The sequence below is a fragment of the Bacteroides graminisolvens genome (genome assembly GCF_963666085.1).
GTDB lineage: Bacteria > Bacteroidota > Bacteroidia > Bacteroidales > Bacteroidaceae > Bacteroides > Bacteroides graminisolvens.
In genome coordinates this window covers 649,407-673,861 of sequence record NZ_OY762556.1, presented here as the reverse complement: position 1 = coordinate 673,861, position 24,455 = coordinate 649,407, and the positions used below count along the sequence as shown (strand labels likewise).

Genomic DNA, 24,455 nt, shown 5'->3' with positions numbered 1-24,455 from the left:
ATTTACCGTTTTCCCCTCGAAGAAGAGCAGTAAATAGCAAATGGTTATAATGGGGTTACCCTTTCGGGAAAATTATGCTTTTACGCGTCCTTGGTAAGAACCGTCGCGCGTATCAATTTCAATGGTTTCACCTTCAGTGATGAACAACGGTACACGAACTTCCGCACCCGATTCCACAGTTGCAGGTTTCAATGTATTAGTAGCGGTATCACCCTTCATGCCCGGTTCGGTATACGTAACCTTCATTTGCACCTTAACAGGCAGGTCGGCATACAGAACGGTTTCAGTAGAAGCATCCGATACAACTTCGGCAATCATGCCCTCCAATAGGAAGTCAACACCGTTAATCAAATCGTGTGCAATAGGAATTTGGTCAAAAGATTCCTGATTCATGAATATATAGTGATCTCCTTCTTTGTACAAGTATTGGTGAGGACGACGCTCTACGCGTACATCTTCCAGTTTCTCGCCGATGTTGAAACGGCGCTCTATCACGTATCCGTTAATTACATCTTTCAATTTGGTACGCATAAAAGTATTTCCTTTACCGGGTTTTACGTGTAAAAACTCGATGCAGAAATAGAGCTTTCCGTCTAAACGGATGCAGGTTCCGTTCTTGATGTCTTGTGAATTGATCATAAAATAATTTGTTATTATACTGTTTATTAGATTACTACCTGTCTTGCAGTCGTTTCCGAGCGCAAAAGTAATCTAAATAGGTAAAAAACACAAAAGGTTTTGACTAAAAATGACGGAACTCTTGGTTAATTTAAAAAAAGTACCTATTTTTGCAACCCGATTTCCCATGAGTCATAACAAATAAAAGCAATATATAGTAATGAAAAGGACATTTCAACCCTCTAACAGAAAGAGAAAGAACAAACACGGTTTCCGTGAAAGAATGGCTAGCGCCAATGGTCGTAGAGTATTGGCAGCACGTCGTGCTAAAGGCAGAAAGAAATTATCTGTCTCTGACGAATACAACGGAACAAAGTAATATCCGTGTGAACGAAATAAAAAAGAAGGTATCTTTTAAAGATGCCTTCTTTTTTTTGTGCAGTAGCCTTTTAATTCCCTCATTCCTACAATATCTTTCCGCAAGTTGCACTTCTTTTCTTTGTTATCTTTGCAGCAGTGGTGAGATTTACCTCCATAAACAAAGAGAAGACCTGGTGCCGAGATGAAACATCAACGCAAAAACCTCGAGCCACAGCTTCTTAAATTGAAAGTTGAAATACTAAAAAACAAGGTGCTTCATAAGTACGAGATTGAAACTATTTGTTTGATTATAATTACATTCAGATTAAATGGACGCGTTCCTAAATATGTATAAATCAGGTGGCGGGTATTTGTGTTTCTGTTACCACTCATAAACAGACTTTCAACTGGAATTCTCTTCATCGTCAACGATTTCACCCGTCGCAAGGTAAGGCTGATTGTGGAGCATATAGGGGACCCATAATTGGTTTCTTTGTTGTTGGTGCTATGTCTCGTTGCTATTTGGACGCTCGCTGGTGCTGTTTTAAGCCTCTCTGTTTGGTTTTATCTCCTCGGGTGGGTAGTGCCTCGTCTTTTGGTATTTGTTTGCAAGGACGGGTGCAATAATGAGTTTAAGTAGTGCCTTAGTTCTGGTTGCAGTACAAGTTGTTGGCAGGTTCGTTTTCTGTGATTCAATTCTAGAGTATGTCATCGGCTCGATATGACCTCCTGTTGCTGATTGTTGGACGGGCTAAACCATAGCGACAATCGATTGAAAGCCTGACTGCTAATTAGCTATTTAAATCTTTTGTATTTGTATACAAAAATAACCAATAATTTTCAGCCATTGGTTCAGCCATTATTTTGAGTTTGTAATGTTTTGAATTTGAGGGTTTTACAAGGTTTAACGAAAAGAGGTTCAGCCATTGATTCAGCCCTGATATAATAAAGAATAATAATTAATATATAAAAATTAGGAGATTTTCCTTGTGTTTTCGTGAGTTACCTTGATTGTTTGTACTTTATTTTCGCTGTTCCGGTCCGAGTTGCTTCATTCGTCGAAAAGAAGAACTGCTTGCTTCGGGTTAGGATGAATAAGGTTTGTTATAAGATTGTTCTGGTCGTAATATGTTACATTAAGGATCTTTTTTGATACCTTTTTTAAGGAATAATAATTACGTAATGTTGCTGCTGCAGTTCCGAGATTTACATATTTTCATATCATGGTATTTTATGTATTAATGTTCGAATAGGGTGCCAATTGTTCGCCTGCAAATTTTATTTCTACGCCTAGGATTTTAAAAAGTTGGCCTAGGATTTTTAATTGTTGGGGAGCAATCTGAGAAAGGAGTATATTTGAATTAGTCTATCCCTTTTAAAAACGCCGGATTCTATCCAAAAAGAATATTTCTCATTTTATTATCTCAAATTTTATTAATCCTGAAATATCGTCATAAATAGTGATAATTCTATTTTTCTACAAAATTGCTCTTCTATTTTGGAGGCTCAAGCAAAACAACTGAAAATGCGTTATCGATATTTATATTACATATTATTGCTGATTCCTGCTTTCCTTTTTAGGGATTATACGCCAACTAATGAATTAAAGTATATCAGCATTGTTGACGAAGCGTTAAAGAATGGCACTTGGTTTACCTTCTATAATCATGGCGCAGTCTACGCAGATAAACCTCCTTTGTTTTTCTGGCTTATTATGCTGATTAAACTGATAACAGGTACCTATAGCATGTGGCTCATAGGTTTATTCAGTCTGCTACCTACCATTGGTATAATGGCTGTGATGGACCAGTGGGTGAGGAAAGAAGGTATAGCCAGTAATCCGTTGGTGAGTAATGCGTTGTTGCTTACCACCGGTATGTTTCTTGGTTCGGCTTTGGTTGTTCGTATGGATATGCTTATGACTTTTTTTATTGTTGTTTCGCTTTATATTTTTTGGACTATTTATAAGAACGATGAGCATGCGCGTATTGGAAGGCATGTTTTACCGGTTTTTATCTTTTTGGCTTTGTTTACTAAAGGTCCTATAGGCTTGCTAATACCGGTAGTATCTATTATCTCATTTTTGGTGCTCAAAAAGCAAATTCGTACCATTGGTCGTTATTTAGGTTGGCAGCAATGGACGATACTTGCCGGGTTATGTGCATTATGGTTTGCTTTGATTTACGTTGAAGGAGGAAGAGATTATCTTTATAATATACTTTTCAAACAGACTATCGGCAGAGGAGTTAACTCGTTTCATCATAAAGAACCCTTTTGGTTTTATGTGCCCCGAATGCTATGGTCATTTGCTCCTTGGTCATTGCTTTATGTCGTTTTACTATGGAAGGGCATTCAGCAAAAAACAATCAATGACGACTTGAAAAAGTTATTTCTCATTGTTATAAGCACAAGCCTTATCTTATTGTCGGCTATTAGTTCTAAACTCGATATTTATCTATTGCCCGAATATCCTTTTATTGTTTATCTGTGTTCCATTATTCTGATGGATAACCTTAATAATAAATTCGTGAAAATGGCTATTACGGTACCGGCCCTATTGTTTGCCCTTATTTTGCCTGCCATAATTGTATTCAGTCATAAAATTTTTGCTATACTCAACAACCCTATTCTTCTATTGGCTGCATGCACCATGCTGACTTTCGGAGGCGTTGTAGCCATTATACTGTTGCATAAAAAGCAAACTCTTAGAGCCATTTGTGTGATTAGTTTCGCAATAATAGGATTGGTCTTTATCGGATCATTTATCATACCGTCTGTAAATAAGTATATTGGTTTTAGAGAAATGGCAAGTTCTGCATTAGTTTTGGCGAAGAAAAAAAAGGTGGTTCATTACGCTTGTTATAAGTTCAATACATCATCTAATATGGATGTGTACCTGAACTCAGAACTTCAGCAAACGGAGACTGTATCTCAATTAGATTCCATGGCGCATCACTGGAACAAGACGATATTATTTGTGCGTAAGAAAGAACTGTTGCATGATGAAGAGCTTATAAAGTGGATAGGCAGATATTCGCCGGTTGGAAAAACTGACGAATATAGCTGGTATCTGATTGAACAAAAGAACTCTAATAGCTTGGTTCGCCTTGAAAGAAAAAATGTGAATTAGAAGATGAATTAGCAATAAAAACTGGTTGGTTATTTGTTAATAACCAAAAGACATGGAAGTGACATGAAAATATTGATTATTGAAGACGAAAAAGAATTATCGAATAACATAGCAAAGTTTCTTTCAGATGATAATTATCTCTGCGAACAGGCTTATGACTTTGATAGTGCAATAGAAAAAATCTCTTTGTACACCTATGATTGTATTTTGCTTGACTTAAACCTTCCCGGTGGCGATGGCATTCAGGTACTCAAAGAAATAAAGATTCGGCATATAAACAGTGGCGTTATTATCTTGTCAGCCCGAGGCTCTCTGGATGATAAGATTGAGGGCTTGAAAATAGGCGCTGACGATTATCTCTCAAAACCTTTTTCTCTTTCCGAATTAAGCATTCGGATCTATGCGCTCATGCGACGTCAACAGTTCTCACATAATAATCTGCTAACTTCTGGAAATCTGGAAATTGACTTGCTTTCAAAAACCGCAAAAGTAAAAGATCGGATTATTAATCTTACCAGGTCAGAATATGATCTTCTATTATTTCTCATAGGAAACAAGAAACGAATTGTATCTAAAGATTCTATAGCAGAACACCTCTCGGGTGATATGGCTGATATGTTTGATAATTATAATTTTGTCTATGCTCATATTAAAAACTTGAAGGCAAAACTTTCAGAAGAAGGTTGTGATTGTATGATTAAAACGATTTATGGAACCGGATATCAATGGGTAGAATGAGAACACTGGCTGATAAAAATCTCAGGGGCTTTTTTATATATACAACACTAGTACTGTTGTGTTGTGCGCCATTGCTGTTTTTTTTAATGAGGCATTTTTATGCGGAAGATCTGGATGAACTTATTATCTTTAGAAGTGATGAATTTATTTCGAAACGGCTTCCCTCTTTCTCAAAGGAGGATATTGACCATTGGAATAAATACAATGAAGATGTAGCTATTGTGCCGTATAGTGATTTATATGTGTTTGACAAGCCCGCGAAAGAACCCTTTTTTAATAGTGCGGAAGGGTATCCGGTAGATTACCGGGTATTCTATCGTAAAATTGAAATTGAAGGAAAACCTTTTGTCTTGATGTCACACATCCCGATGATAGAAAACAAAGATCTGCTTGCCACGATGGGTTCGCAATATGGTCTTTTGTTTTTGGCTTTGTTGGTGTCATTGACCATACTTCAACGTATGATGTCTAAGAAGCTATGGAAACCATTTTATGATACGTTAGATAAGATAGAAGGTTTTAAGCTGGAATCGGGGCAAAAGCCTGATTTTGAGCAGACAACTACGATTGAATTTTCTCGCCTTAATGAGAAATTGAACGGGTTGATGGTTGACAATATTACTATTTATAAACAGCAAAAGGAGTTTATAGAAAATGCTTCTCACGAACTTCAAACACCATTGGCTGTCTTTAAATCGCAATTGGATATTCTTTTGCAGCAACCAGGATTGACACAGTCAAATACGGAAATAATACGATCTTTGTATGCAGTATCGGCTAGGATGACACGCTTAAATAAGAATTTGCTGTTTCTGGCACGCATAGATAATTCTCAATTGTCAAATATGGAAGTTGTTGATTTTGTGAAAATACTACACGATCAACTGCTGTACTTACGTGAACTTGCAGAGAGTGAAGGACTCACTGTTCATGTAGAAACAGGTAGCTCGCTTAACCTGAAGGCCAATAAATTGCTTGTTGAAAGTTTGATCAATAATATGGTGGTGAATGCGATTCGCCATAATGTAAAAGAGGGAACTATTAATATAAAAGTAGACAAAAGCGGTTTAAAAGTCTCAAACACAGGAGTGCCTTATGCACTTGATCCGAATAAAATATTCAGAAGGTTTAGTCGCTCTTCCGAAGAGAAAAAAGGCAATGGACTTGGATTAGCCATTGTTCAACAAATATGCATCATGCACGGATGGGAGGTAAGTTATAATTATGAAAACAATCTTCATATTTTCGGTGTTAAGATGTTTAATAGGGGTAGTTAATTATAAACCTATTTTTTTGCAGTTAATCAGTGAAACATGAAACGATTGTTGCTTCGCATACTCAAATATTTCTTGCCGGCCTTGTTTATATCTTACGTGGGGCTGGTCAGTTTATTTGTTCACTCGCATGTGGTGAACGGAGTCACAATTGTGCATTCCCATCCGTTCAATAAGGATGTAGAGCATACGCACTCTTCTGCAGAGTTTCAGCTGATAAATCATCTGTCACAAATTTGGGTTACCGGAGCCATTGTTCTTTCCTTGTTGGTAACCCCATTACTGCTTTTCTTTTTAGAACTGCTGCCTGATACCCGCTTGCAAGGCTTTGTGTCTTCCAGGCTAACAGGCATTCAGTTGCGTGCACCTCCTTCTTATTCTCTTTGATATTTCTTAATTGATTTGAGAATAGAATTTTCTGCCTTTCTGCTATAGTATAGAGACAGAGCGGAAGGCATTGATGTGCTTTGCCCCATGAGGAGCAACGCATGTGTTTCACGTATTAAAATTAAAAGCAAAATGAAATATATATTATCCATACTAGCTTTGTGCTGTTTTTATTTGTCGGCACAGGCTGTTTCTCCGGAGGTACCGGAGTTAAAAAAGTCAGATGCAAACATAATCGGCCATGTGCTCGATAAAGCAACCAAAGAGCATTTACCCTACATCACACTTACGCTAAAAGGTACTACCATTGGCACTGTAACAGATGCTACGGGGCATTATTTTTTAAAGAATTTACCCGAAGGAAATTTTGTGCTTGAGGTTAGTGCGGTGGGCTACAAAACGGTTAAACGGAATGTAAGTCTCAAGAAGGGACGTACGTTGGAAGAAGATTTTGAGATTGAGGAAGACTTGGTGGCACTCGACGGGGTGGTTATTTCGGCCAACCGTAGTGAAACGACCCGCCGAATGGCGCCTACGCTGGTCAACGTGGTTGATTTTAAGATGTTTGAAACGACCAACTCGGCCACGCTGTCGCAGGGACTTAATTTTCAGCCGGGTGTGAGGGTGGAAACGAATTGCCAGAATTGTGGCTTCCAGCAGGTACGTATTAATGGACTCGACGGACCTTATACGCAGATATTAATAGATTCGCGCCCCATATTCAGTGCTTTGTCGGGTGTGTACGGTTTGGAACAAATACCGGCCAATATGATTGAAAGGGTGGAAGTGATGCGTGGCGGAGGTTCTGCCTTGTTCGGTTCTTCGGCCATTGCTGGTACCATCAATATCATCACCAAGGAGCCGCTGAGAAACTCCGGCCAGCTGGCGCATACGCTGACTGCGGTGGGTGATGCGTCGGCTTTCGATAATAATACAACCTTGAATGCTTCGTTGGTGACGGACGATCAGCGGGCGGGATTGTATGTGTTTGGTCAGAACCGCTATCGTTCGGGTTATGACCACGACGACGACGGCTACACGGAAATGCCTAAGTTGAAGAATCAAACGGTGGGCTTCCGTTCGTACTTCAAGACGAGTACGTATACCAAGCTGACTTTTGAATACCACCACATGCAGGAGTTTCGCAGAGGGGGCAACTTGCTCAATCGCCCGCCGCACGAAGCTGATATTGCCGAACAATTGGAGCATTCCATCAATGGCGGCGGACTGAAGTTCGACTATTTTTCTCCCGATGAGAAGCATCGCCTGAGTGTGTTTTCTTCTGCTCAGCATACCGACAGGGACAGTTATTACGGTGGTGGAAAGGACTTGAATGCTTATGGGAAAACAACCGATCTTACCTTTATGGCAGGTGCGCAGTATGTGTACCGGTTTGATCAATTGTTGTTTATGCCGTCTGATTTGACCTCGGGCGTGGAGTATAACCGTGATGCGCTCGAAGATAATATGTGGGGCTACAACCGATACACGAAACAAACCATCAACATAGCCAGTGCTTTTTTGCAAAATGAGTGGAAAACGGCCAGGTGGGGAATACTGATCGGGGCTCGTATCGACAAGCATAACCTGATGGATGATGCCGTTGTGAGTCCGCGCGCTAATTTACGCTTTAATCCCACGGAGAATCTGAACTTCCGACTGAGTTATGCTTCCGGCTTCCGCGCTCCGCAGGCCTTTGATGAGGATTTGCATATTGATAATGTGGGGGGAACTGTTTCCATGATCGAACTGGCTTCTGACTTGAAAGAGGAGAAATCACAAAGCTTCAGTGCCTCGGCCGATTGGTATCACCGGTTTGGTGCTTTTCAAACTAATTTCTTGGTGGAAGGTTTCTATACGAAGTTAGCCGATGTATTTGTGCTCGAAGATACGGGCACGTACAAGGACGGGGTTTTGATAAAAACACGCCGCAACGGTTCGGGAGCTCGTGTGATGGGGCTCACTCTGGAGGGGAAGCTTGCTTATTTGTCGCTGTGGCAATTGCAGGCGGGGCTTACTTTGCAACGCAGCCGTTATGATGAACCCGAGAAGTGGAGTGACGCAGCACCTGCCGAGAAAAAGATATTCCGTACGCCCGATACGTATGGTTATTTCACTGCAACCTATACACCGGTTAAACCGTTGAGCATTGCTTTGTCGGGCACTTACACGGGCTCCATGCTGGTTCAGCACATGGCCGGCTATGTGGAAAAGGATGTTGCGGTTACTACCCGTGACTTCTTCGATTTGGGCATCAAGCTGGCTTATGATTTTGATGTTTATAAAACAACAAAGTTACAGTTGAATACGGGTGTGCAGAATCTGTTTAATGCCTATCAGAATGATTTCGATAAAGGCAGGAAGCGAGACTCAGGCTATATTTACGGTCCTTCGATGCCTCGAAGCTATTTTGCCGGAATCAAAATCAGTTATTAAAACGGATTATTTGTACGGAATTGTCCCCTCAAACAGCCGATTCTTCCGAAAGCGTATGCATCTTATCAACTAAATATACTATCTTTGACCCCAAATAATGACTGGTAATTATGACAATAAAAGATTTTTTTTCTTTCAGGGAGAATAAATACTTTTGGGTAAACATCATTGTGATGGTGGTTGTAGCCGGGGTGCTCGTATTCGGTGCACTCACGGGAGTTGATTTCTACACGCGCCACGGTGAATCGGTTGCCGTGCCCGATGTGCGCAACATGACGGTGCAGCAGGCTGCCAAAATCTTTGCCGACAGGGGATTGCTTTGCATGGTAACGGACTCTAGTTACGATAAACATAAAGCTGCGGGGTGTATCCTCGATTATACTCCGGCTGCCGGACAAAAGGTAAAGGAGGGCAGAACCATTTATCTGACCATAAACACGTTGAACGTGCCGCTGAAACCGGTGCCCGATGTGGCCGATAACAGTTCGGTACGTCAGGCCGAGGCACGCTTGTCGGCTGTAGGATTCAAGCTCACCGAGAACGAATATGTGAGCGGTGAGAAGGACTGGGTGTATGGAGTGAAGTACCGCGGCAGACGCTTGATGGCCGACGAGAAGGTTCCGGCCGGTTCAACGCTTACTCTCATGGTGGGCGATGGAACGGAGGAGAGTCTGGATATGGGTACCGACAGCATCGGTGCCGACGATAGCGGTGATGACACCGGGGCGGAGCAGGCGCCCTCGAAATCTGAGGATAGCTGGTTCTAAATAATTCATCCCTTTTAACGTGTCAGATGATAGAAAACTTTTCAGAAGAAATAGAAGATAACGATATTGATGAGGTAGAAGCTGTTGGCGACGAGGCTCAGCTTTACGAACATTTTCGGGTGGTGGCCGACAAAGGGCAGGCGCTCGTAAGGGTTGACAAGTATTTGTTCGACCGCATTGTTAATGCTTCGCGCAACCGCATTCAAAAGGCGGCTGAGGCGGGATTCGTCATGGTAAACGGTAAGCCGGTGAAGTGCAGCTACAAGGTGAAGCCGCTGGACGTAATCACGGTCATGATGGACCGTCCGCGTTACGAAAATGAGGTGATGCCCGAGGATATTCCGCTCAACATTGTGTACGAGGATAAGTATCTGATGGTGGTGAATAAACCTGCCGGACTGGTAGTACATCCGGGGCACGGCAATTATCACGGTACGCTGGTCAACGCTTTGGCCTGGCACCTGAAGGATGATCCCGATTACGATGCCAATGACCCGAGGGTGGGACTGGTGCACCGCATCGACAAGGACACGTCGGGCTTGCTGGTTATAGCCAAAACTCCCGATGCCAAGACGCATCTGGGATTGCAATTCTTTAATAAAACAACCAAACGCAAATACCGCGCGCTGGTGTGGGGTATTGTTGAGGAGAACGAGGGCACAGTCGTTGGAAACATCGCCCGTAACCCCAGAGACCGCATGCAGATGGCGGTTTTCGAAGACCCGGAAATAGGCAAACATGCCGTTACGCATTACCGGGTGCTGGAGAGGCTGGGCTATGTTACGCTGGTGGAGTGTGTGCTCGAAACCGGAAGAACACACCAGATACGCGTGCATATGAAACACATTGGGCACGTGCTGTTTAACGATGAACGCTACGGCGGACACGAAATTCTCAAAGGAACTCACTTTAGTAAATACAAACAATTTGTAAACAACTGCTTTGATATTTGTCCCCGACAGGCACTTCATGCCATGACATTGGGTTTTGTACACCCTCACACCGGTGAGGAGGTGTATTTTACCTCTGAAATGCCCGATGACATGACGCAGCTTATCGACAGATGGAGAGGCTATATTAGTAATAGAGATTTAGTATGAAACCAATTGTTGCCATTGTAGCAGGTGGAGATTCTTCTGAACTGCCTGTTTCCCTTCGCAGCGCCCAGGGGCTTTATTCCTTTATAGATAAGGAAAAATATGATTTGTACATTGTTGAAATGCAGGGACTTCGCTGGGAAGTGCAACTGCCCGGTGGCGAAAAGGCTGCTGTTGACCGTAACGACTTTAGCTTCCACAACGGAACGGATAAGGTGAAGTTTGATTTTGCCTATATCACCATTCACGGTACACCCGGTGAAAACGGTCTGCTACAGGGCTATTTCGATATGTTGCGCATTCCGTATTCGTGCTGTGGGGTATTGCCTGCCGCCATTACATTCAACAAGTTTACCTGCAACCAGTACCTCAAAGGGTTTGGCATACGGGTGGCAGAATCTCTCATGATTCGCAAAGGGCACGAGGTGCTCAATCAGGAGATTATCGGCAAGGTGGGATTGCCTTGTTTCATTAAGCCCAACTTGGGTGGTTCTAGCTTCGGCGTGACGAAGGTGAAGGAGGAATCGCAAATTCAACCGGCTCTTGAGAAAGCATTTAGCGAAGCCGATGAGGTAATTGTTGAGGCGTTTATGAACGGAATAGAAATTACCTGCGGATGTTACAAAACAAAATCAAAAGAGGTAGTGTTTCCTATTACGGAGGTAGTTACTAAAAATGAATTCTTTGATTATGATGCGAAGTATAACGGACAGGTGGAGGAAATTACACCAGCACGTTTGCCTGACGAGTTGACCGAACGGGTGCAACTGCTCACTTCAGCCATTTATGATATCTTGGGCTGTTCGGGTATTATACGCATTGACTATATCATTACCGAGTCGCAAAAAATTAATCTGCTCGAGATTAACACCACGCCCGGAATGACACCAACCAGCTTTATTCCACAGCAGATTCGTGCTGCCGGACTGGATATTAAAGATGTAATGACTGATATTATTGAAGATAAATTATGAATCCGACTGCTTTTGATGACATCCGACCTTATCATGACGAGGAGCTTCCTGCCGTTTATGAGGAGCTGATTGCCGATCCTGCCTTTCAAAAGGCTGTTTCGTCTATTATGCCGGGGGTGCCTTTCGAGGCTATTGCGCAGAAAATGCGTTCTTGCCGTACCAAGCTGGAGTTTCAGAAGGCTTTTTGTTATGGTTTACTTTGGAATATCGTGAAGGAGTGTGCCAGTGGGCTTACCATTGACCACTCTGCTTTGCCCGATAAGGAGAAGCCGTATACGTACATTTCTAATCACCGCGATATTATTCTCGACTCGGGTTTCTTGTCGATCTTGTTGCTCGATCTGGATATGAGTACGGTGGAGATTGCCATTGGCGACAATCTGCTGATTTATCCGTGGATAAAAAAGGTGGTGCGCATCAACAAATCATTTATCGTGCAACGGGCGCTCACCATGCGCCAGATGTTGGAAGCATCGGCACTGATGTCGAACTACATGCATTACACCATTCGCGACAAGAAACAATCTATCTGGATTGCGCAGCGCGAGGGACGTGCAAAAGATTCCAACGACCGCACGCAAGATAGTGTTCTCAAGATGTTGGCCATGGGTGGTGAGGGTTCTGTGCTGGAGCGACTGGCGGAGATGAACATCGCACCGCTGTCTCTTTCGTATGAGTATGATCCGTGTGATTACCTCAAAGCGCAGGAATTTCAACTGAAAAGAGATGTTGAGGGTTACAAGAAATCAACTCAGGATGATTTGCTGAACATGAAAACCGGGTTATTCGGTTTCAAGGGAAGGGTTCACTTCCAAGTGGCGGAGCTGATCAACGACGACCTCTTGAAACTGGATGCTTCTTTGCCGAAAACGGAACTTTTTGCTTGTGTCTCAGCCTTGATTGACCGGAAGATTCATGCCAATTATCGTTTGTATCCTGGCAATTATGTGGCGTGTGATTTACTCGATGGAACGACCACTTTTGCCGGTAATTATTCGGCGGAAGAGAAGCAAACATTCGAAGATTATATTGCAGGGCAGCTCGACAAAATTTCTATTCCCAATAAAGATGTGGAGTTTTTGCGTGAGAAGTTATTAGTGATGTATGCCAATCCTGTAATCAATTACTTGGCCGCAAGTCGATGAAAACGTTCCGACTCTTTCTAATCAGTCTACTGAGCATCTGCTGTCTGTCTTCTTGTGAGGAAGATGACGATTATGTTTATCCTTCGGTTCAACTTGAATTTCTGACCGGAAGAGCAGGAGTCAATGGGAGTTTGGCTACGTTAATCAGAGACAACGGACAGTTGTTGGAGGTAGCGGAGGATGCATCGGCCACCACGGCATCGCCGGGTGATACGTTGCGTTTGGTAGCTAATTATGAAACGAAAGAGGTGAGTCAGAATGGAGTACCCCGGGTGAAGATTTATGCTTTACTGCAAGCCATTTCACCGAAGCCCGAACCGGTTTCTGCCTTTAAGAATGGGGTATTCACTGATCCGGTGGCCATACAGAGCGTGTGGAAAGGAAATGCTTACCTGAATGCTGTGCTACTGGTAAAAATGCACAGTGCCAAACACCTGTTTCACTTTGTGGAGGAGGCGCTTGCTATTGACGGTGAGGGAAGAACGGTAGTGTACCTCAAACTGTATCACGATGATGGGGACGACTTGCAGGCGTTTACCCGCCGGGCTTATGTTTCTGTGCCTTTGAACGGGTATCTTCTAAACAATACGAATGGGGTGGTTGTTTATTTTAGCGTTAACACGTACGATGAAGGGGTGAAGACCTATCGGTACGAATTTGCGCCTTCGTCGAATTAGTTTAACTTTAATAATTGACCAAATGTATCACTTAGTTGTAACTACCATGTTTATATTGTCGTCTTTGTTTGGTTGTCAGCAGCCAAAAAACTATACAACTCTTCCCACTAATGAGTTCGAATCGCTGATTAAAGAGGAGTCTGTGCAACGCCTTGATGTGCGCACACCACTCGAATTCTCGGAAGGCCACATTGCCAAATCCATTAATATCAATGTGCTCGACGGATCTTTTCAGGCTATAGCCGATTCGCTGTTGCAGAAGGATGTGCCGGTAGCGCTTTATTGTCGCAGCGGGCATCGCAGCAAAAAGGCTGCCTCTATTTTGGCAAAGCAAGGCTTTCAGGTTTACGAACTGGCTGAAGGATTCAACGGTTGGCAACGGGCCGGTAAACCGGTAGATAAATAACAAAAGAGCTGCAACTTCTTTCAGGGTTGCAGCTCTTTTACTTTATAGGGGAGAGGTTCTTATTTCAACCCTTCAATCATTCTTTTCAATACAACGGTAGCCGATATTTCGCGGTTGGCAGCTTCGGGAATAACAATAGATTGAGGACCCTCAATCACGCTGTCTGTAACAATCATATTTCTACGTACCGGTAAGCAGTGCATGAAATAGGCGTTGTTGGTAACAGACATGTGTTTGTTGCTCACGGTCCAGTCCATATCTTTACTCAGAACTCTGCCGTAATTGTCGCCTGTGTAGGCAGCCCAGTTCTTGGCATATATGAAGTCGGCTCCTTCAAAGGCTTTCATCTGGTCGTATTCTACCCGTGCATTACCCACAAATTCGGGAGCAAGTTCGTAACCTTCGGGGTGTGTGATGACGAATTCATAGTCGGTTGCGTTCATCCACTCGGCAAACGAGTTGGGCACTGCCTGAGGAAGTGCGCGAGGATGAGGTGCCCAGGTCATTACTACCTTGGGACGTGCCGTTTTCTTATACTCTTCAATGGTAATAAGGTCGGCAAAGCTTTGCAAAGGGTGGCGTGTGGCTGCCTCCATAGAAAAGACCGGGCGACCGGAATGTTCAATGAACTGATTGATGATTACTTCGTTGTAATCATATTCGCGATCTTCAAAACGGGCAAAAGAACGTACGCCGATGATGTCGCAATAACATCCCATGACGGGTATGGCTTCGAGCAAATGCTCGGGCTTATCACCATCCATAATCACGCCTCGTTCTGTTTCCAGTTTCCAGGCTCCCTGGTTGATGTCAAGTACCATGACGTTCATGCCCAGATTCATTGCGGCTTTGTGCGTACTTAAACGGGTGCGCAGACTGGAGTTGAAGAATATCATCATCAGGGTTTTGTTACGACCCAGTTCCACGTATTTGAATTTATCTTTTTTTATTTCAAAAGCTTCATCGAGGGCATTTTTCAAATTGCCCAAGTCATGTACACATGTAAATTGTTTCATGTTCACTTTATTTAGTTGGTTTATACTCTTATTTGCCCGTTGCCTTCAACAATCCATTTATAGGAAGTAATCTCTTCCAGTCCCATAGGTCCCCGGGCGTGCAGTTTTTGCGTGCTGATGCCGATCTCAGCACCCAATCCGAATTGAGCACCGTCGGTAAAGGCCGTGGATACGTTGGTGTACACACAAGCCGCATCAACCACTTTGGTAAAAAGGATTGCTGATTCTTTGTTTTCAGTTATGATGCATTCGCTGTGCTTGGAACTGTACATGTGTATGTGTTCCAATGCCTCCGGCAGACTGCCAACTGTTTTCACAGCCATGGCATACGACAGGAATTCGGTACCGAAACTTTCATCTGTAGCATGTTTCAGTAACTCGGCAGGGTAATGTCCTTGTAGTGCGTTGTAAGCCTCGGCATCCGCGTAAACCAGTACGTTACTGGCCGGAAGCAGTTGACACAAAGCAGGTAAGTCGGCCAGGCGTTTGCGGTGAACCACCAGACAGTCGAGTGCATTACATACGCTTACACGTCTGGTCTTGGCATTGTTCACAATGCGGGTGCCTTTTTCCAAGTCGCCGTCTTCATCGAAATAGGTGTGGCAAATACCTGCACCGGTTTCAATAACGGGGATGGACGCATTTTGGCGGACGAAATTAATAAGTCCGCAACTGCCGCGAGGTATGATAAGATCTACATAACCCACGGCGTGAAGCAAGGCGTTGGTTGCTTCACGGTCTGCCGGCAGCAGCTCAGCTATATGTGTGTCGAGCTGATGTTGTTTCAATATGCTGTGAATAACGCTTACAATGGCTTTGTTGGAGAATTCGGCATCACTTCCGCCTTTCAGCAGACAAGCATTTCCACTCTTAAAACAAAGGGAAAATACGTCGAAGCTCACGTTGGGGCGAGCTTCGTAGATGATACCGATCACGCCGAAGGGCACACTGACTTTGGTGAGCTTCATGCCGTTGGGCCTCACTGTCTCTGCCAATACCCTTCCCAACGGAGAGGGTAGGGAAGCCACGTTGCGTATGTCGGCTGCAATGTCTTTGATTCGTTGTTCAGTCAGCTTCAACCGGTCGAACTTCGGGTCTGCCGGATCCATTCTTTCCAGATCTTTTTGGTTCTCTGACAGGATGAATGCGGTATGTTCCACTGCTGCATCGGCAACGGCCAGTAACACACTGTTAATTTGGTCATCGGTTAACAATGCCAGTTTTCTGCTGGCCGCTTGTACGGCAGCAAACGTGTTGTTTAACTGTTCCATCATATTTTTGTTTTTAAGCGTTATTCCAAGTATAGGTAATCATAATGTACTACGGCTTTTTTCCCGTGCTTGCCTAGTGCTTCGATTACCTGTCGGGAGGTGCAGTTTACTTTACCCACTCCGATGGCGTTTCCCTGGTTGTCGATGATACGCACAATATCATCTTTTTCAAATTCTCCTTCCACACGGGTTATGCCGATGGGCAGTATGCTTACTGCTTTGTCGGATGTAAGTACCTGAGTGGCTTGCTCGTTGATGTGTATTTCTCCTTTGGCAAAACCTTCGCTGTGGGCAATCCATTTTTTGATGCTGGATACCGGCTGCTCGGAGGGCAGGAAACGAGTGCACAAGGTGGTGTCGGGATAATTGATGAGGTTGGTCAATATGTCGTCTCGTTTGCCGTTGGCAATGATAACGGTAATACCTTCATCGGCCACTTTACGGGCAATGTTGGTCTTGGTAAGCATACCACCCCGTCCGAAACTTGACTTGCTCGTCTGAATGTAGTTCGACAAGTCTTTCCCTCGATCTATTTCTCTGATTACCGAGGCCGAAGGGTCGCTTGGTACCCCGTTGTAGATACCGTCAATGTTACTGAGGATAATCAATGCCTGAGCATTCATCATCGAAGCGATAAGGCCCGATAGCTCGTCGTTGTCGGTAAACATAAGTTCGCTGACCGAGATGGTATCGTTTTCGTTTACAATGGGAATCACCTTGTTCTCCAGCATCACACTCATGCAGTTCTTCTGATTGAGATAATGCCTGCGGGTTCCGAAATTCTCCTTCGTGGTAAGAACTTGTCCCACCGCAATGCCGTGTTCGCGAAATAATTCGTAGTAACGGTTAATCAATTTGGCTTGTCCCACAGCCGAGAAAAGCTGTCGTTGGTCCACACTGTCGAGCTTCTTGTTGGTTTTCACCTCACTTCTTCCCGAGGCAACCGCCCCCGAAGAGATGAGAATCACTTCGATTCCCGCTTTGTGTAACCCGGCAATCTGGTCGGTCAGGGCCGACATGCGTGTGACGTCCAGTGTGCCATCCTTTCGTGTAAGCACATTGCTCCCTATTTTAACAGCGATGCGTGTAAACTGATGCTCCATTTCTATTACGATTTGAATTACAAATATAGCCTATTTTTGCTAATCTGTAAGCTAGGAGCCCATTAAAAGTCATCAAATAGTATTTTACCGCTCTGCTTTCTTGATTTTGTTGATACGTTTTCGCACTCTTTTTTGTACTTTTGCGCATCCTTTTAATACAAAATAATTCATGAAGCATATCAATCCCCAGGTGGAGCAAATGACTCCTTTTATTGTAATGGATGTACTCGAAAGAGCCAAAGTACTTGAACGTGAAGGAGTTTCCATTATCCACTTAGAAGTGGGGGAACCCGACTTTGATACGCCTGCTTGTGTGTTACAAGCGGCTAAGTTGTCGTTGGATAATCAGTGCACACATTACACCCATTCTTTGGGCGATGTGCAGCTCAGGAAAGAAATTGCCCGGTTTTACAAAGATGAATACGATGTGACGGTCGACCCCGAATGCATTGTGGTAACTTCGGGCTCTTCACCTGCCATTTTATTGGCTTTGATGTTACTCTGCGAGGCCGATTGTGAGGTTATTCTTTCGAATCCGGGTTATGCCTGTTACCGTAATTTCCTGCTGGCTGTTCAGGCCAATCCGGTATTGGTACCGTTGCGCAAAGGAATGGAGTACCACATGGACGACATCCGTAAGTCTATTTCATCGCGCACACGGGCTGTCTTTATAAACTCACCCATGAACCCCACGGGAAACTTGTTGCCCGACTCTTTTTTGAAAGAAATAGCTTCTTTGGGAGTGCCCGTTATATCGGATGAGATATATCACGGACTGGTTTATGACGGTAAAGCAAGAAGCATATTGGAGTTTACCGACAAGGCTTTCGTGGTCAACGGATTTTCCAAACGTTTTGCCATGACCGGTTTTCGTTTGGGGTATCTTATTGCGCCCAAGCCCTACATGCGCGCTTTGCAAACGTTGCAGCAAAACTTGTTTATCTGTGCTCCGTCTATGGCTCAGGCTGCGGGGATAGCTGCTTTGCGTGAAGCGGCTCCCGATGTGGAGAATATGTGTAGCATCTACAATGAGCGACGATTGTACATGATTGAACGCCTCAGAGCGATGGGTTTTGGTATCGATGTGGAACCGATGGGAGCCTTTTATGTCTTTGCCGATGCCCGTAAATTCACGAAAGATTCCTATCAGTTTGCATTCCGAATCTTGGAGGAGGCACACGTAGGTGTCACTCCCGGTATCGACTTCGGGACTTGTGGCGAAGGTTTCATCCGGTTTTCGTATGCCAACTCGCTGGAGAATATCAAGGAAGGGCTTGACCGCTTGGAGCGGTTCTTAAAACAACTTTAGTCGGTTTTTTTATCTTCGTTTTCATTGATCAGGGTTACAGCCGATTCATAGTTCTCTTCGCTTACAAAAACCGCTACTTCCGGGCTTATGTAAGGCGCCAAGGTTCCCATGATTCCGTCTTTGAGCGCTGCTTGTATTCCGTTGCTCTCTAATAACCCTTTGACTAGTTCGGCTTGCCAGGGCGTTCCGACAAATACTTCCGTTAATTTATTGGCATCATTCTCTTTCATGGTATTTCTCTTTAGTTGTTTCTTTATGATAGAACAAAGTAAACCGGCGAAAAGTTAACGACGAATGAAGTTTTATTCCAGTGATATTCTCTTCACTTCAATTTCCTCATTCAGGAAAAGTTTGGCCGATTCCGAGAACTTCTCTTCTGCTTCCGTGGTATAGAAATGGGTAACGCCGTTCTGCGTACATTTATCGGCTATCTCGGGGTGCCTTTTAAGATAATCTTGCAAACTGACAGCCACGAATTCACCTTGTGTGATGATTTGTACTCCTTGTGGAACGTATTGATTTATTTTAGGAAGTAAGAGCGGGTAGTGGGTACAGCCCAAAATGATCGCATCTATTTGGGGATCTTTACCGAGCAGGCTGTTGAGATTCTTGCGAATGAAGAAGTCGGCTCCGTCACCCGTTGCCTCGTTGTTCTCAACAAGAGGCACCCACATGGGACAAGCTTCTCCGGTCACGGTGATATCCGGAAACAGTTTGCGAATCTCGAGCGGGTAAGACTCTGACTTGATGGTTCCGGCTGTTGCAACCACTCCAATGTGCCGGCTACGAGTCATTTCGCCAATCCTTTCTACCGTGGGGCGGATAACTCCAAGAACTCTTCTCGATGAATCCAGTTGAGGCAAGTCATTGGTTTGTATGCTACGAAGTGCCTTGGCCGATGCTGTGTTACAAGCCAGGATGACCAGATGGCAACCCATTTCAAACAATTTGGTCACTGCTTGCCGGGTAAACTCATATACAACTTCGAAAGAACGCGTACCGTAAGGAGTACGTGCGTTGTCGCCCAGATAGATATAATCATATTGGGGCAATGTTTTTCTGATTTGTTGCAGAATGGTTAGTCCCCCGTAACCGGAATCGAACACTCCGATGGGGCCTGGTGCTTCGGGTAACTGTTTCTTCATCATAAGAGTTATACTAAAAAAACGCGGATGAAGCGAATTGGCGCTTCATCCGCGTTATCCGCGTTAACAATATTGTTATTATTTCAACCCCAGTTTTGCTTTAACCAGCGGTGTTACATTTACGCTAAGTTTTTCATTAACGAAAGGAATAGAAGTTCTGGCCAAATCAAAGATGTAAACCATGTTTTCAGCTTCACCCACAGCCTTGATTGCATCTTCTACCTTCTTGCTGATAGGAGCCATTAGTTCTGTTTGCGCTTTTTGCATGTTCTGAGCAGCTTCTTGTTGGAATTGCTCGCTTCTTTGCATCATATCCTGCAATTCTTTTTGTCTTCTTTCAGCGATATTTTGTGGCAAAGAATCTTTCGCCATAGCTTGTTGAAACTCTTGGTACTTTTTGTTGAACTCGTCGTTGGTTCTTTTGATTTCGTCCGTGTATTTTTTCTCAAGAGCCTGTAAGTCGGTCTGAGCTTTTGTGAATTCAGGCATAGCCATGATGATTTCATTCGATGTAACGTGACCGAATTTCAAGGTTTGAGCAGCTACACCCATCGGTAAGATAAGCATAAGAGCAATTGCAATTTTTTTAAGCATAATTCTATTCTTTATTTAAATAATTATTTTTTCTTGGATGCAAATGTATGAAATTAATTTGAAAATCCTAATTTCGCCAATACTTCATTGCTGATATCGATACGTGGATTAGCATATATTATGCTATTTGCCGACGCTCTGTCAACTATAGCAGAATATCCTTTCAACTCAGCCACTTGCTTAACTGCTTCATAGATTTGGTCTTGAATGGGCTTAATCAGTTTCTCTCTGAGTTTGATGGCTTCCCCTTCCGGACCAAAATATGCGCGTTTCAGTTCGGATGCCTGTTTTTCTTTGGCTACAATATCTTCCTCTCTTTTTATTTTTTGAGCTTCAGATAATGTTTTGGCATCTGCCTGATAACTTTTATACATGTTCTGTGCCTCTTTCGATAAGTTTTCAATCTCCGACTGCCACTTGGTGGTAGCCTGATTCAACTGATCGTTGGCTCTCTCATACGATGGAATATTCTTTAAAATATATTCCATATCAATTAATGCAAACTTTTGTGCATTGGCTGCAACAGCTGTTGTGAGCAGCAAAACAAATAACAGAACAGATCTTCTCATGACGTTTAGCTTTAAATGATTATACATAAGTTAGAATTCTTGTCCCAAAATAAAGTGGAACTGACTGCCACCGTATTGTTTGGAACCTAATATCTTATCAAATCCGTATGCCCAGTCGATACCCATCATACCAATCATAGGCAGGAAGATACGTACACCCACACCGGCAGAACGTTTTAGCTCAAACGGGTTGAAGTCTTTGATGTCGTTCCATGCGTTACCTGCTTCGAGGAATCCTAATGCATAGATGCTGGTACTTGTTTCAAGCATTAACGGGTATCTTAATTCCAGTCCCAAACGTGTGTAGGCATATCCTTCCATTCCTCTGTAAGGAGTCAGTGAGCTGTTTTCGTAACCACGAAGTGCAACACTTTCAGTGGCGTAGCTTGAATATCCGGTCATACCGTCACCTCCCATATCGAATGTTTCGAAAGGAGATTTCTTGTGTTTGTTGAAATGACCCAAGATACCGAATTCGGCACGCGTCATCAATACCGGAGCTTTGGCACCGCTGGTGAAGGCGGTATATGTTTTTGATTTCAGCTTCCATTTGTGGTATTCAACCCATCTATGCATCTTGTTTACATCGTCTTGGTTGCTCAGATTGTATGAACCGTAATCAACTCCGTCAAACAGAGAGTAAGGCGGCGTAACCTGTACAGATAGTGAGAAATCAGAACCCTGACGTGGGTAGATAGGATTATCAGTAGAGTTACGAGCCAGAGTAAGGCTCAGGCTGATGTTGTTACATTTACCGTTTGTTACAGGGAAATACTGCCACTCTTTCAAGATATAGCGTTGGTAAGAGAGCTCGGCCGACAAAGTAAAGTAGTCATCCGGCCAGCTTAAACGCTTACCCCAACCTACAGAAAGACCATACATCTTAATCGATTTGTCGGGGTCAAGGTAGTTTTCGTAGTTGTTATAGTTGTAATTGCCATATCCACCACCGTAAAGGCTATTGTAATAGTTGTTCATGTAGCCGGTATTGTAATAGCTGCTACTGATATCTGTTTGCACAGAATAGAAAGCCGAGACAGAGAATGAATTAGGGCGCTTACCACCAAACCAGGGATCAAAGAAAGACACACTGTATGACTGGTAATACTTAGCATTGGTTTGTCCGCTGATGGTCAGTGTCTGACCGTCGCCCTGCGGCAAAATACCACGGTAGTTTTCTCCCGGTTTCAATAAGTTAGGCAATGAGAAGTTAGTGAACTTCAAACTAAGCTTACCGATGACACCCGTTTGTCCCCAGCCGGCAGAGAATTCTACCTGGTCATTGGCCTTTGATACGAGGTCATAAGCAATGTCAACCGTACCGTTTACCTGATCAGGTTGAATGTCTGGCTTGATATTTTCAGGGTCAAAATGGCCCATTTGCTGAATTTCACGCATAGAACGCATCAGGTCTTCCTTGCTGAACAATTGTCCCGGACGAGTACGCAACTCACGTCTTACAACATTTTCATACACGCGGTCGTTACCATTGATTTTTATTTTGCTGATTGTAGCCTGACGCCCTTCATAAATACGCATTTCCAAATCGATGGAGTCGTTTTCAATGTTTACTTCAACGGGTTCAAGGTTGTAGAATAAATAACCGTTGTTGTAATACAAGTTACCAATAGCGTCATCATCAGTAGTAACACGTTCGTTGAGCAACTTTTGGTTATAAACATCACCTTTTTTCATTCTCAACAGGAAGTTGAGCTGTTCGGACGGATACAAAGTGTTACCCACCCAAGTAACGTTACGTAAGAAGTATTTTTGACCTTCATCAATACGCATAAACACGTTCACTGTTTTTTGATCATACGGACTGATGCTATCTTCCACAATGCGTGCATCGCGGTAACCTAATTCGTTGTACTTGTCAATGATCAACTGCTTGTCGGCCTCATAATTCTCGTTTACAAACTTCTTAGTTCGGAACAAATTCAGCAGTTTATTCTTCTCGTTGGTCTTCTTCATAACTCTTTTCAACTTCGACGTTTTGAGAGCCTCGTTACCCACGATGGTTATTTTATGCACTTTTACTTTTTCCTTCTTGTCAATTTTAACATCAACAATAACCTGATTCTCGGCCGAAGCATCGTCTCGTTGCCCAATGATTACATCGGCATTCTTAAAGCCTTTGTCATCGAAGTATCTTTTGATGAGCGTTTTGGCGCGGTCAACCAAGTTAGGTGTAATCTGACTACCCTTCACCAAGCCTAACTTGGCTTCCAAGTCTTCTTTCTCAGATTTCTTCACTCCAAAATAGTGAATTTCAGAGATACGCGGACGTTGCGTTAAAGATATTTTTAGATATATCTTATTATTCTCTATCTTCTCGGCGGTAATGGCCACGTTAGAAAAAAGTCCATGCCGCCAATATCGCTTAATAGCCCCTGTTATATCATCACCCGGTACGGTAATGGTTTGGCCAACGGATAGTCCGGAAAGACCAATCAGAACATAATCTTCGTAGTTTTTTACACCGGTAACCTCAATACCGCCAATTTCATATTTTTTGGGAGTACCCGAATAAAGAATCACCGGCTTTGAGGAGTCGTCTGTGCTTACATTTTGTGCGTAACCTGAAGTTGTTAGGCTACATAAGCCTACAAACGCGATGAGTATAGCAGAAATACGATTGTGCATTTACTTATTTATTTTGAGTTATTGTTCTAAAGTTAACTGATTTGCTCACTGGTTTTTCCGAAGCGGCGTTCTCTTTGCTGATAGTCGAGAATTGCTTTATGAAATTCTTCCTTCCTGAAATCAGGCCAGAAGGTATCGCAAAAATAGAGTTCCGAATAGGCAGATTGCCACAGCAGGTAATTGCTTAAACGTATTTCTCCTCCGGTACGTATGAGTAAATCGGGGTCGGGCATGAAGTGTGTACTTAGGTGCCTGTTTATGCAGTCGCAATCAATGTCCTCGGGTTTCAATTCCCCTTTTTGCACCTGTGCGGCTATCTTCTTCATGGCATCTGTTAGTTCCCAGCGCGAAGAGTAGCTGAGAGCAAGTACCAGACACATACCCGTATTGTTGGCCGTATGTGAAACGCATTGTTGTAAGCGCTCCCGCACGCTGGCCGGTAGCTTTTCAATATCACCGATGATTCGGAAACTGATGTTGTTCTTCATGAAAGTTTCCTCTTCTACGGAGTCAATGAGCAAGCTCATGAGGGCGGCGATTTCATCTGTGGGTCTGTTCCAGTTCTCGGTAGAGAAGGTGTACAGCGTGAGAAATTTAATGCCCAACCTGGCCGCTTCTTCAGTAATGACATGGACAGTCTCTGCACCAACCTGATGGCCGTAACTACGCTCCTTGTTGCGGAGCTTAGCCCATCGTCCGTTTCCGTCCATGATTATAGCCACATGTTCGGGTATCCGGTTAATATCTATTTGCTCTTTATTGTCCATTACTGTAACTGTTTAAGTATACTTAG

At 43.5% G+C, this 24,455-nt stretch carries 24 protein-coding genes; 14 read left to right on the top strand and 10 right to left on the bottom strand.

Annotated elements, in window-relative coordinates; translation table 11 throughout:
* Positions 1-72 precede the first annotated feature (72 nt).
* Positions 73-639, bottom strand: coding sequence for an elongation factor P (gene efp, locus ACKPCE_RS02810; protein WP_024995296.1), 567 nt, complete (start codon positions 637-639; stop codon positions 73-75).
* Between the two features lie 199 nt (positions 640-838).
* Between efp and rpmH the strand changes: the two genes are divergently transcribed.
* From rpmH to ACKPCE_RS02745, 13 genes are all read left to right on the top strand, one after another.
* Positions 839-997, top strand: coding sequence for a 50S ribosomal protein L34 (gene rpmH / locus ACKPCE_RS02805; RefSeq protein ID WP_081698251.1), 159 nt, complete (start codon positions 839-841; stop codon positions 995-997).
* 341 nt (positions 998-1,338) lie between these two features.
* On the top strand, positions 1,339-1,605 hold the full coding sequence (locus tag ACKPCE_RS02800) for a hypothetical protein (protein ID WP_319504119.1): 267 nt from the start codon (positions 1,339-1,341) through the stop codon (positions 1,603-1,605).
* A gap of 898 nt (positions 1,606-2,503) precedes the next feature.
* Positions 2,504-4,108, top strand: a complete 1,605-nt coding sequence (locus ACKPCE_RS02795; RefSeq protein ID WP_319504118.1) for an ArnT family glycosyltransferase — start codon at positions 2,504-2,506, stop codon at positions 4,106-4,108.
* Between the two features lie 63 nt (positions 4,109-4,171).
* Positions 4,172-4,846, top strand: a complete 675-nt coding sequence (locus tag ACKPCE_RS02790; RefSeq protein WP_276993727.1) for a response regulator transcription factor — start codon at positions 4,172-4,174, stop codon at positions 4,844-4,846.
* Complete coding sequence (locus ACKPCE_RS02785; RefSeq protein ID WP_462676482.1) at positions 4,834-6,123, top strand: sensor histidine kinase; 1,290 nt, start codon at positions 4,834-4,836, stop codon at positions 6,121-6,123. The genes ACKPCE_RS02790 and ACKPCE_RS02785 overlap by 13 nt, the downstream gene beginning before the upstream one ends.
* Positions 6,124-6,159: 36 nt before the next feature.
* Complete coding sequence (locus ACKPCE_RS02780) at positions 6,160-6,507, top strand: DUF8478 family putative metalloprotein (protein WP_319504116.1); 348 nt, start codon at positions 6,160-6,162, stop codon at positions 6,505-6,507.
* 132 nt (positions 6,508-6,639) lie between these two features.
* Positions 6,640-8,943 (top strand): TonB-dependent receptor, encoded by a 2,304-nt coding sequence (locus ACKPCE_RS02775; protein WP_319504115.1) that lies wholly within the window; start codon positions 6,640-6,642, stop codon positions 8,941-8,943.
* Between the two features lie 110 nt (positions 8,944-9,053).
* Positions 9,054-9,710, top strand: a complete 657-nt coding sequence (locus tag ACKPCE_RS02770) for a PASTA domain-containing protein (protein ID WP_276962696.1) — start codon at positions 9,054-9,056, stop codon at positions 9,708-9,710.
* A gap of 26 nt (positions 9,711-9,736) precedes the next feature.
* Positions 9,737-10,810: an RluA family pseudouridine synthase gene (locus ACKPCE_RS02765; RefSeq protein ID WP_319504114.1), complete on the top strand. Its 1,074-nt coding sequence runs from the start codon at positions 9,737-9,739 to the stop codon at positions 10,808-10,810.
* Positions 10,807-11,781, top strand: coding sequence for a D-alanine--D-alanine ligase (locus ACKPCE_RS02760; RefSeq protein WP_319504113.1), 975 nt, complete (start codon positions 10,807-10,809; stop codon positions 11,779-11,781). Before ACKPCE_RS02765 ends, ACKPCE_RS02760 begins: the two co-directional genes overlap by 4 nt.
* The gene (locus ACKPCE_RS02755; protein ID WP_276993721.1) at positions 11,778-12,926 is read left to right on the top strand and encodes an acyltransferase; all 1,149 of its coding nucleotides are present in this window, start codon (positions 11,778-11,780) and stop codon (positions 12,924-12,926) included. The genes ACKPCE_RS02760 and ACKPCE_RS02755 overlap by 4 nt, the downstream gene beginning before the upstream one ends.
* Positions 12,923-13,603: a NigD1/NigD2 family lipoprotein gene (locus ACKPCE_RS02750; RefSeq protein ID WP_319504112.1), complete on the top strand. Its 681-nt coding sequence runs from the start codon at positions 12,923-12,925 to the stop codon at positions 13,601-13,603. The genes ACKPCE_RS02755 and ACKPCE_RS02750 overlap by 4 nt, the downstream gene beginning before the upstream one ends.
* A 22-nt stretch (positions 13,604-13,625) precedes the next feature.
* The gene (locus ACKPCE_RS02745; protein WP_319504111.1) at positions 13,626-14,009 is read left to right on the top strand and encodes a rhodanese-like domain-containing protein; all 384 of its coding nucleotides are present in this window, start codon (positions 13,626-13,628) and stop codon (positions 14,007-14,009) included.
* Between the two features lie 59 nt (positions 14,010-14,068).
* Here the strand turns inward: ACKPCE_RS02745 and ACKPCE_RS02740 are convergent, their stop codons facing one another.
* From ACKPCE_RS02740 to proB, 3 genes are read right to left on the bottom strand one after another with little or no spacing between them, the layout of a single operon-like run.
* Positions 14,069-15,025, bottom strand: a complete 957-nt coding sequence (locus ACKPCE_RS02740) for a Rossmann-fold NAD(P)-binding domain-containing protein (RefSeq protein ID WP_319504110.1) — start codon at positions 15,023-15,025, stop codon at positions 14,069-14,071.
* Between the two features lie 20 nt (positions 15,026-15,045).
* On the bottom strand, positions 15,046-16,299 hold the full coding sequence (locus ACKPCE_RS02735) for a glutamate-5-semialdehyde dehydrogenase (protein ID WP_319504109.1): 1,254 nt from the start codon (positions 16,297-16,299) through the stop codon (positions 15,046-15,048).
* A gap of 17 nt (positions 16,300-16,316) precedes the next feature.
* Positions 16,317-17,399, bottom strand: a complete 1,083-nt coding sequence (gene proB, locus ACKPCE_RS02730; RefSeq protein ID WP_276962703.1) for a glutamate 5-kinase — start codon at positions 17,397-17,399, stop codon at positions 16,317-16,319.
* 169 nt (positions 17,400-17,568) lie between these two features.
* Between proB and ACKPCE_RS02725 the strand changes: the two genes are divergently transcribed.
* Positions 17,569-18,708, top strand: coding sequence for a pyridoxal phosphate-dependent aminotransferase (locus tag ACKPCE_RS02725; protein WP_276993714.1), 1,140 nt, complete (start codon positions 17,569-17,571; stop codon positions 18,706-18,708).
* On the opposite strand, the gene ACKPCE_RS02720 is transcribed toward ACKPCE_RS02725, so the two are convergent.
* The 6 genes from ACKPCE_RS02720 to ACKPCE_RS02695 form a co-directional block, all read right to left on the bottom strand.
* Positions 18,705-18,938, bottom strand: coding sequence for a DUF2007-related protein (locus ACKPCE_RS02720; RefSeq protein ID WP_024995284.1), 234 nt, complete (start codon positions 18,936-18,938; stop codon positions 18,705-18,707). The two genes, ACKPCE_RS02725 and ACKPCE_RS02720, sit on opposite strands and share 4 nt — an antisense overlap.
* Before the next feature lie 72 nt (positions 18,939-19,010).
* Positions 19,011-19,853, bottom strand: coding sequence for a glutamate racemase (murI, locus tag ACKPCE_RS02715; protein WP_024995283.1), 843 nt, complete (start codon positions 19,851-19,853; stop codon positions 19,011-19,013).
* Between the two features lie 78 nt (positions 19,854-19,931).
* Complete coding sequence (locus ACKPCE_RS02710; RefSeq protein WP_319504108.1) at positions 19,932-20,447, bottom strand: OmpH/Skp family outer membrane protein; 516 nt, start codon at positions 20,445-20,447, stop codon at positions 19,932-19,934.
* 53 nt (positions 20,448-20,500) lie between these two features.
* Positions 20,501-21,016 (bottom strand): OmpH/Skp family outer membrane protein, encoded by a 516-nt coding sequence (locus ACKPCE_RS02705; RefSeq protein ID WP_024995281.1) that lies wholly within the window; start codon positions 21,014-21,016, stop codon positions 20,501-20,503.
* Between the two features lie 30 nt (positions 21,017-21,046).
* A complete protein-coding gene (gene bamA, locus ACKPCE_RS02700) occupies positions 21,047-23,662 on the bottom strand; it encodes an outer membrane protein assembly factor BamA (protein ID WP_319504107.1) in 2,616 nt (871 codons plus the stop codon).
* Positions 23,663-23,694: 32 nt separating this feature from the next.
* Entirely contained in the window at positions 23,695-24,429 is a 735-nt protein-coding gene (locus ACKPCE_RS02695; protein WP_024995280.1) for an isoprenyl transferase, read from the bottom strand.
* Positions 24,430-24,455 lie beyond the last annotated feature (26 nt).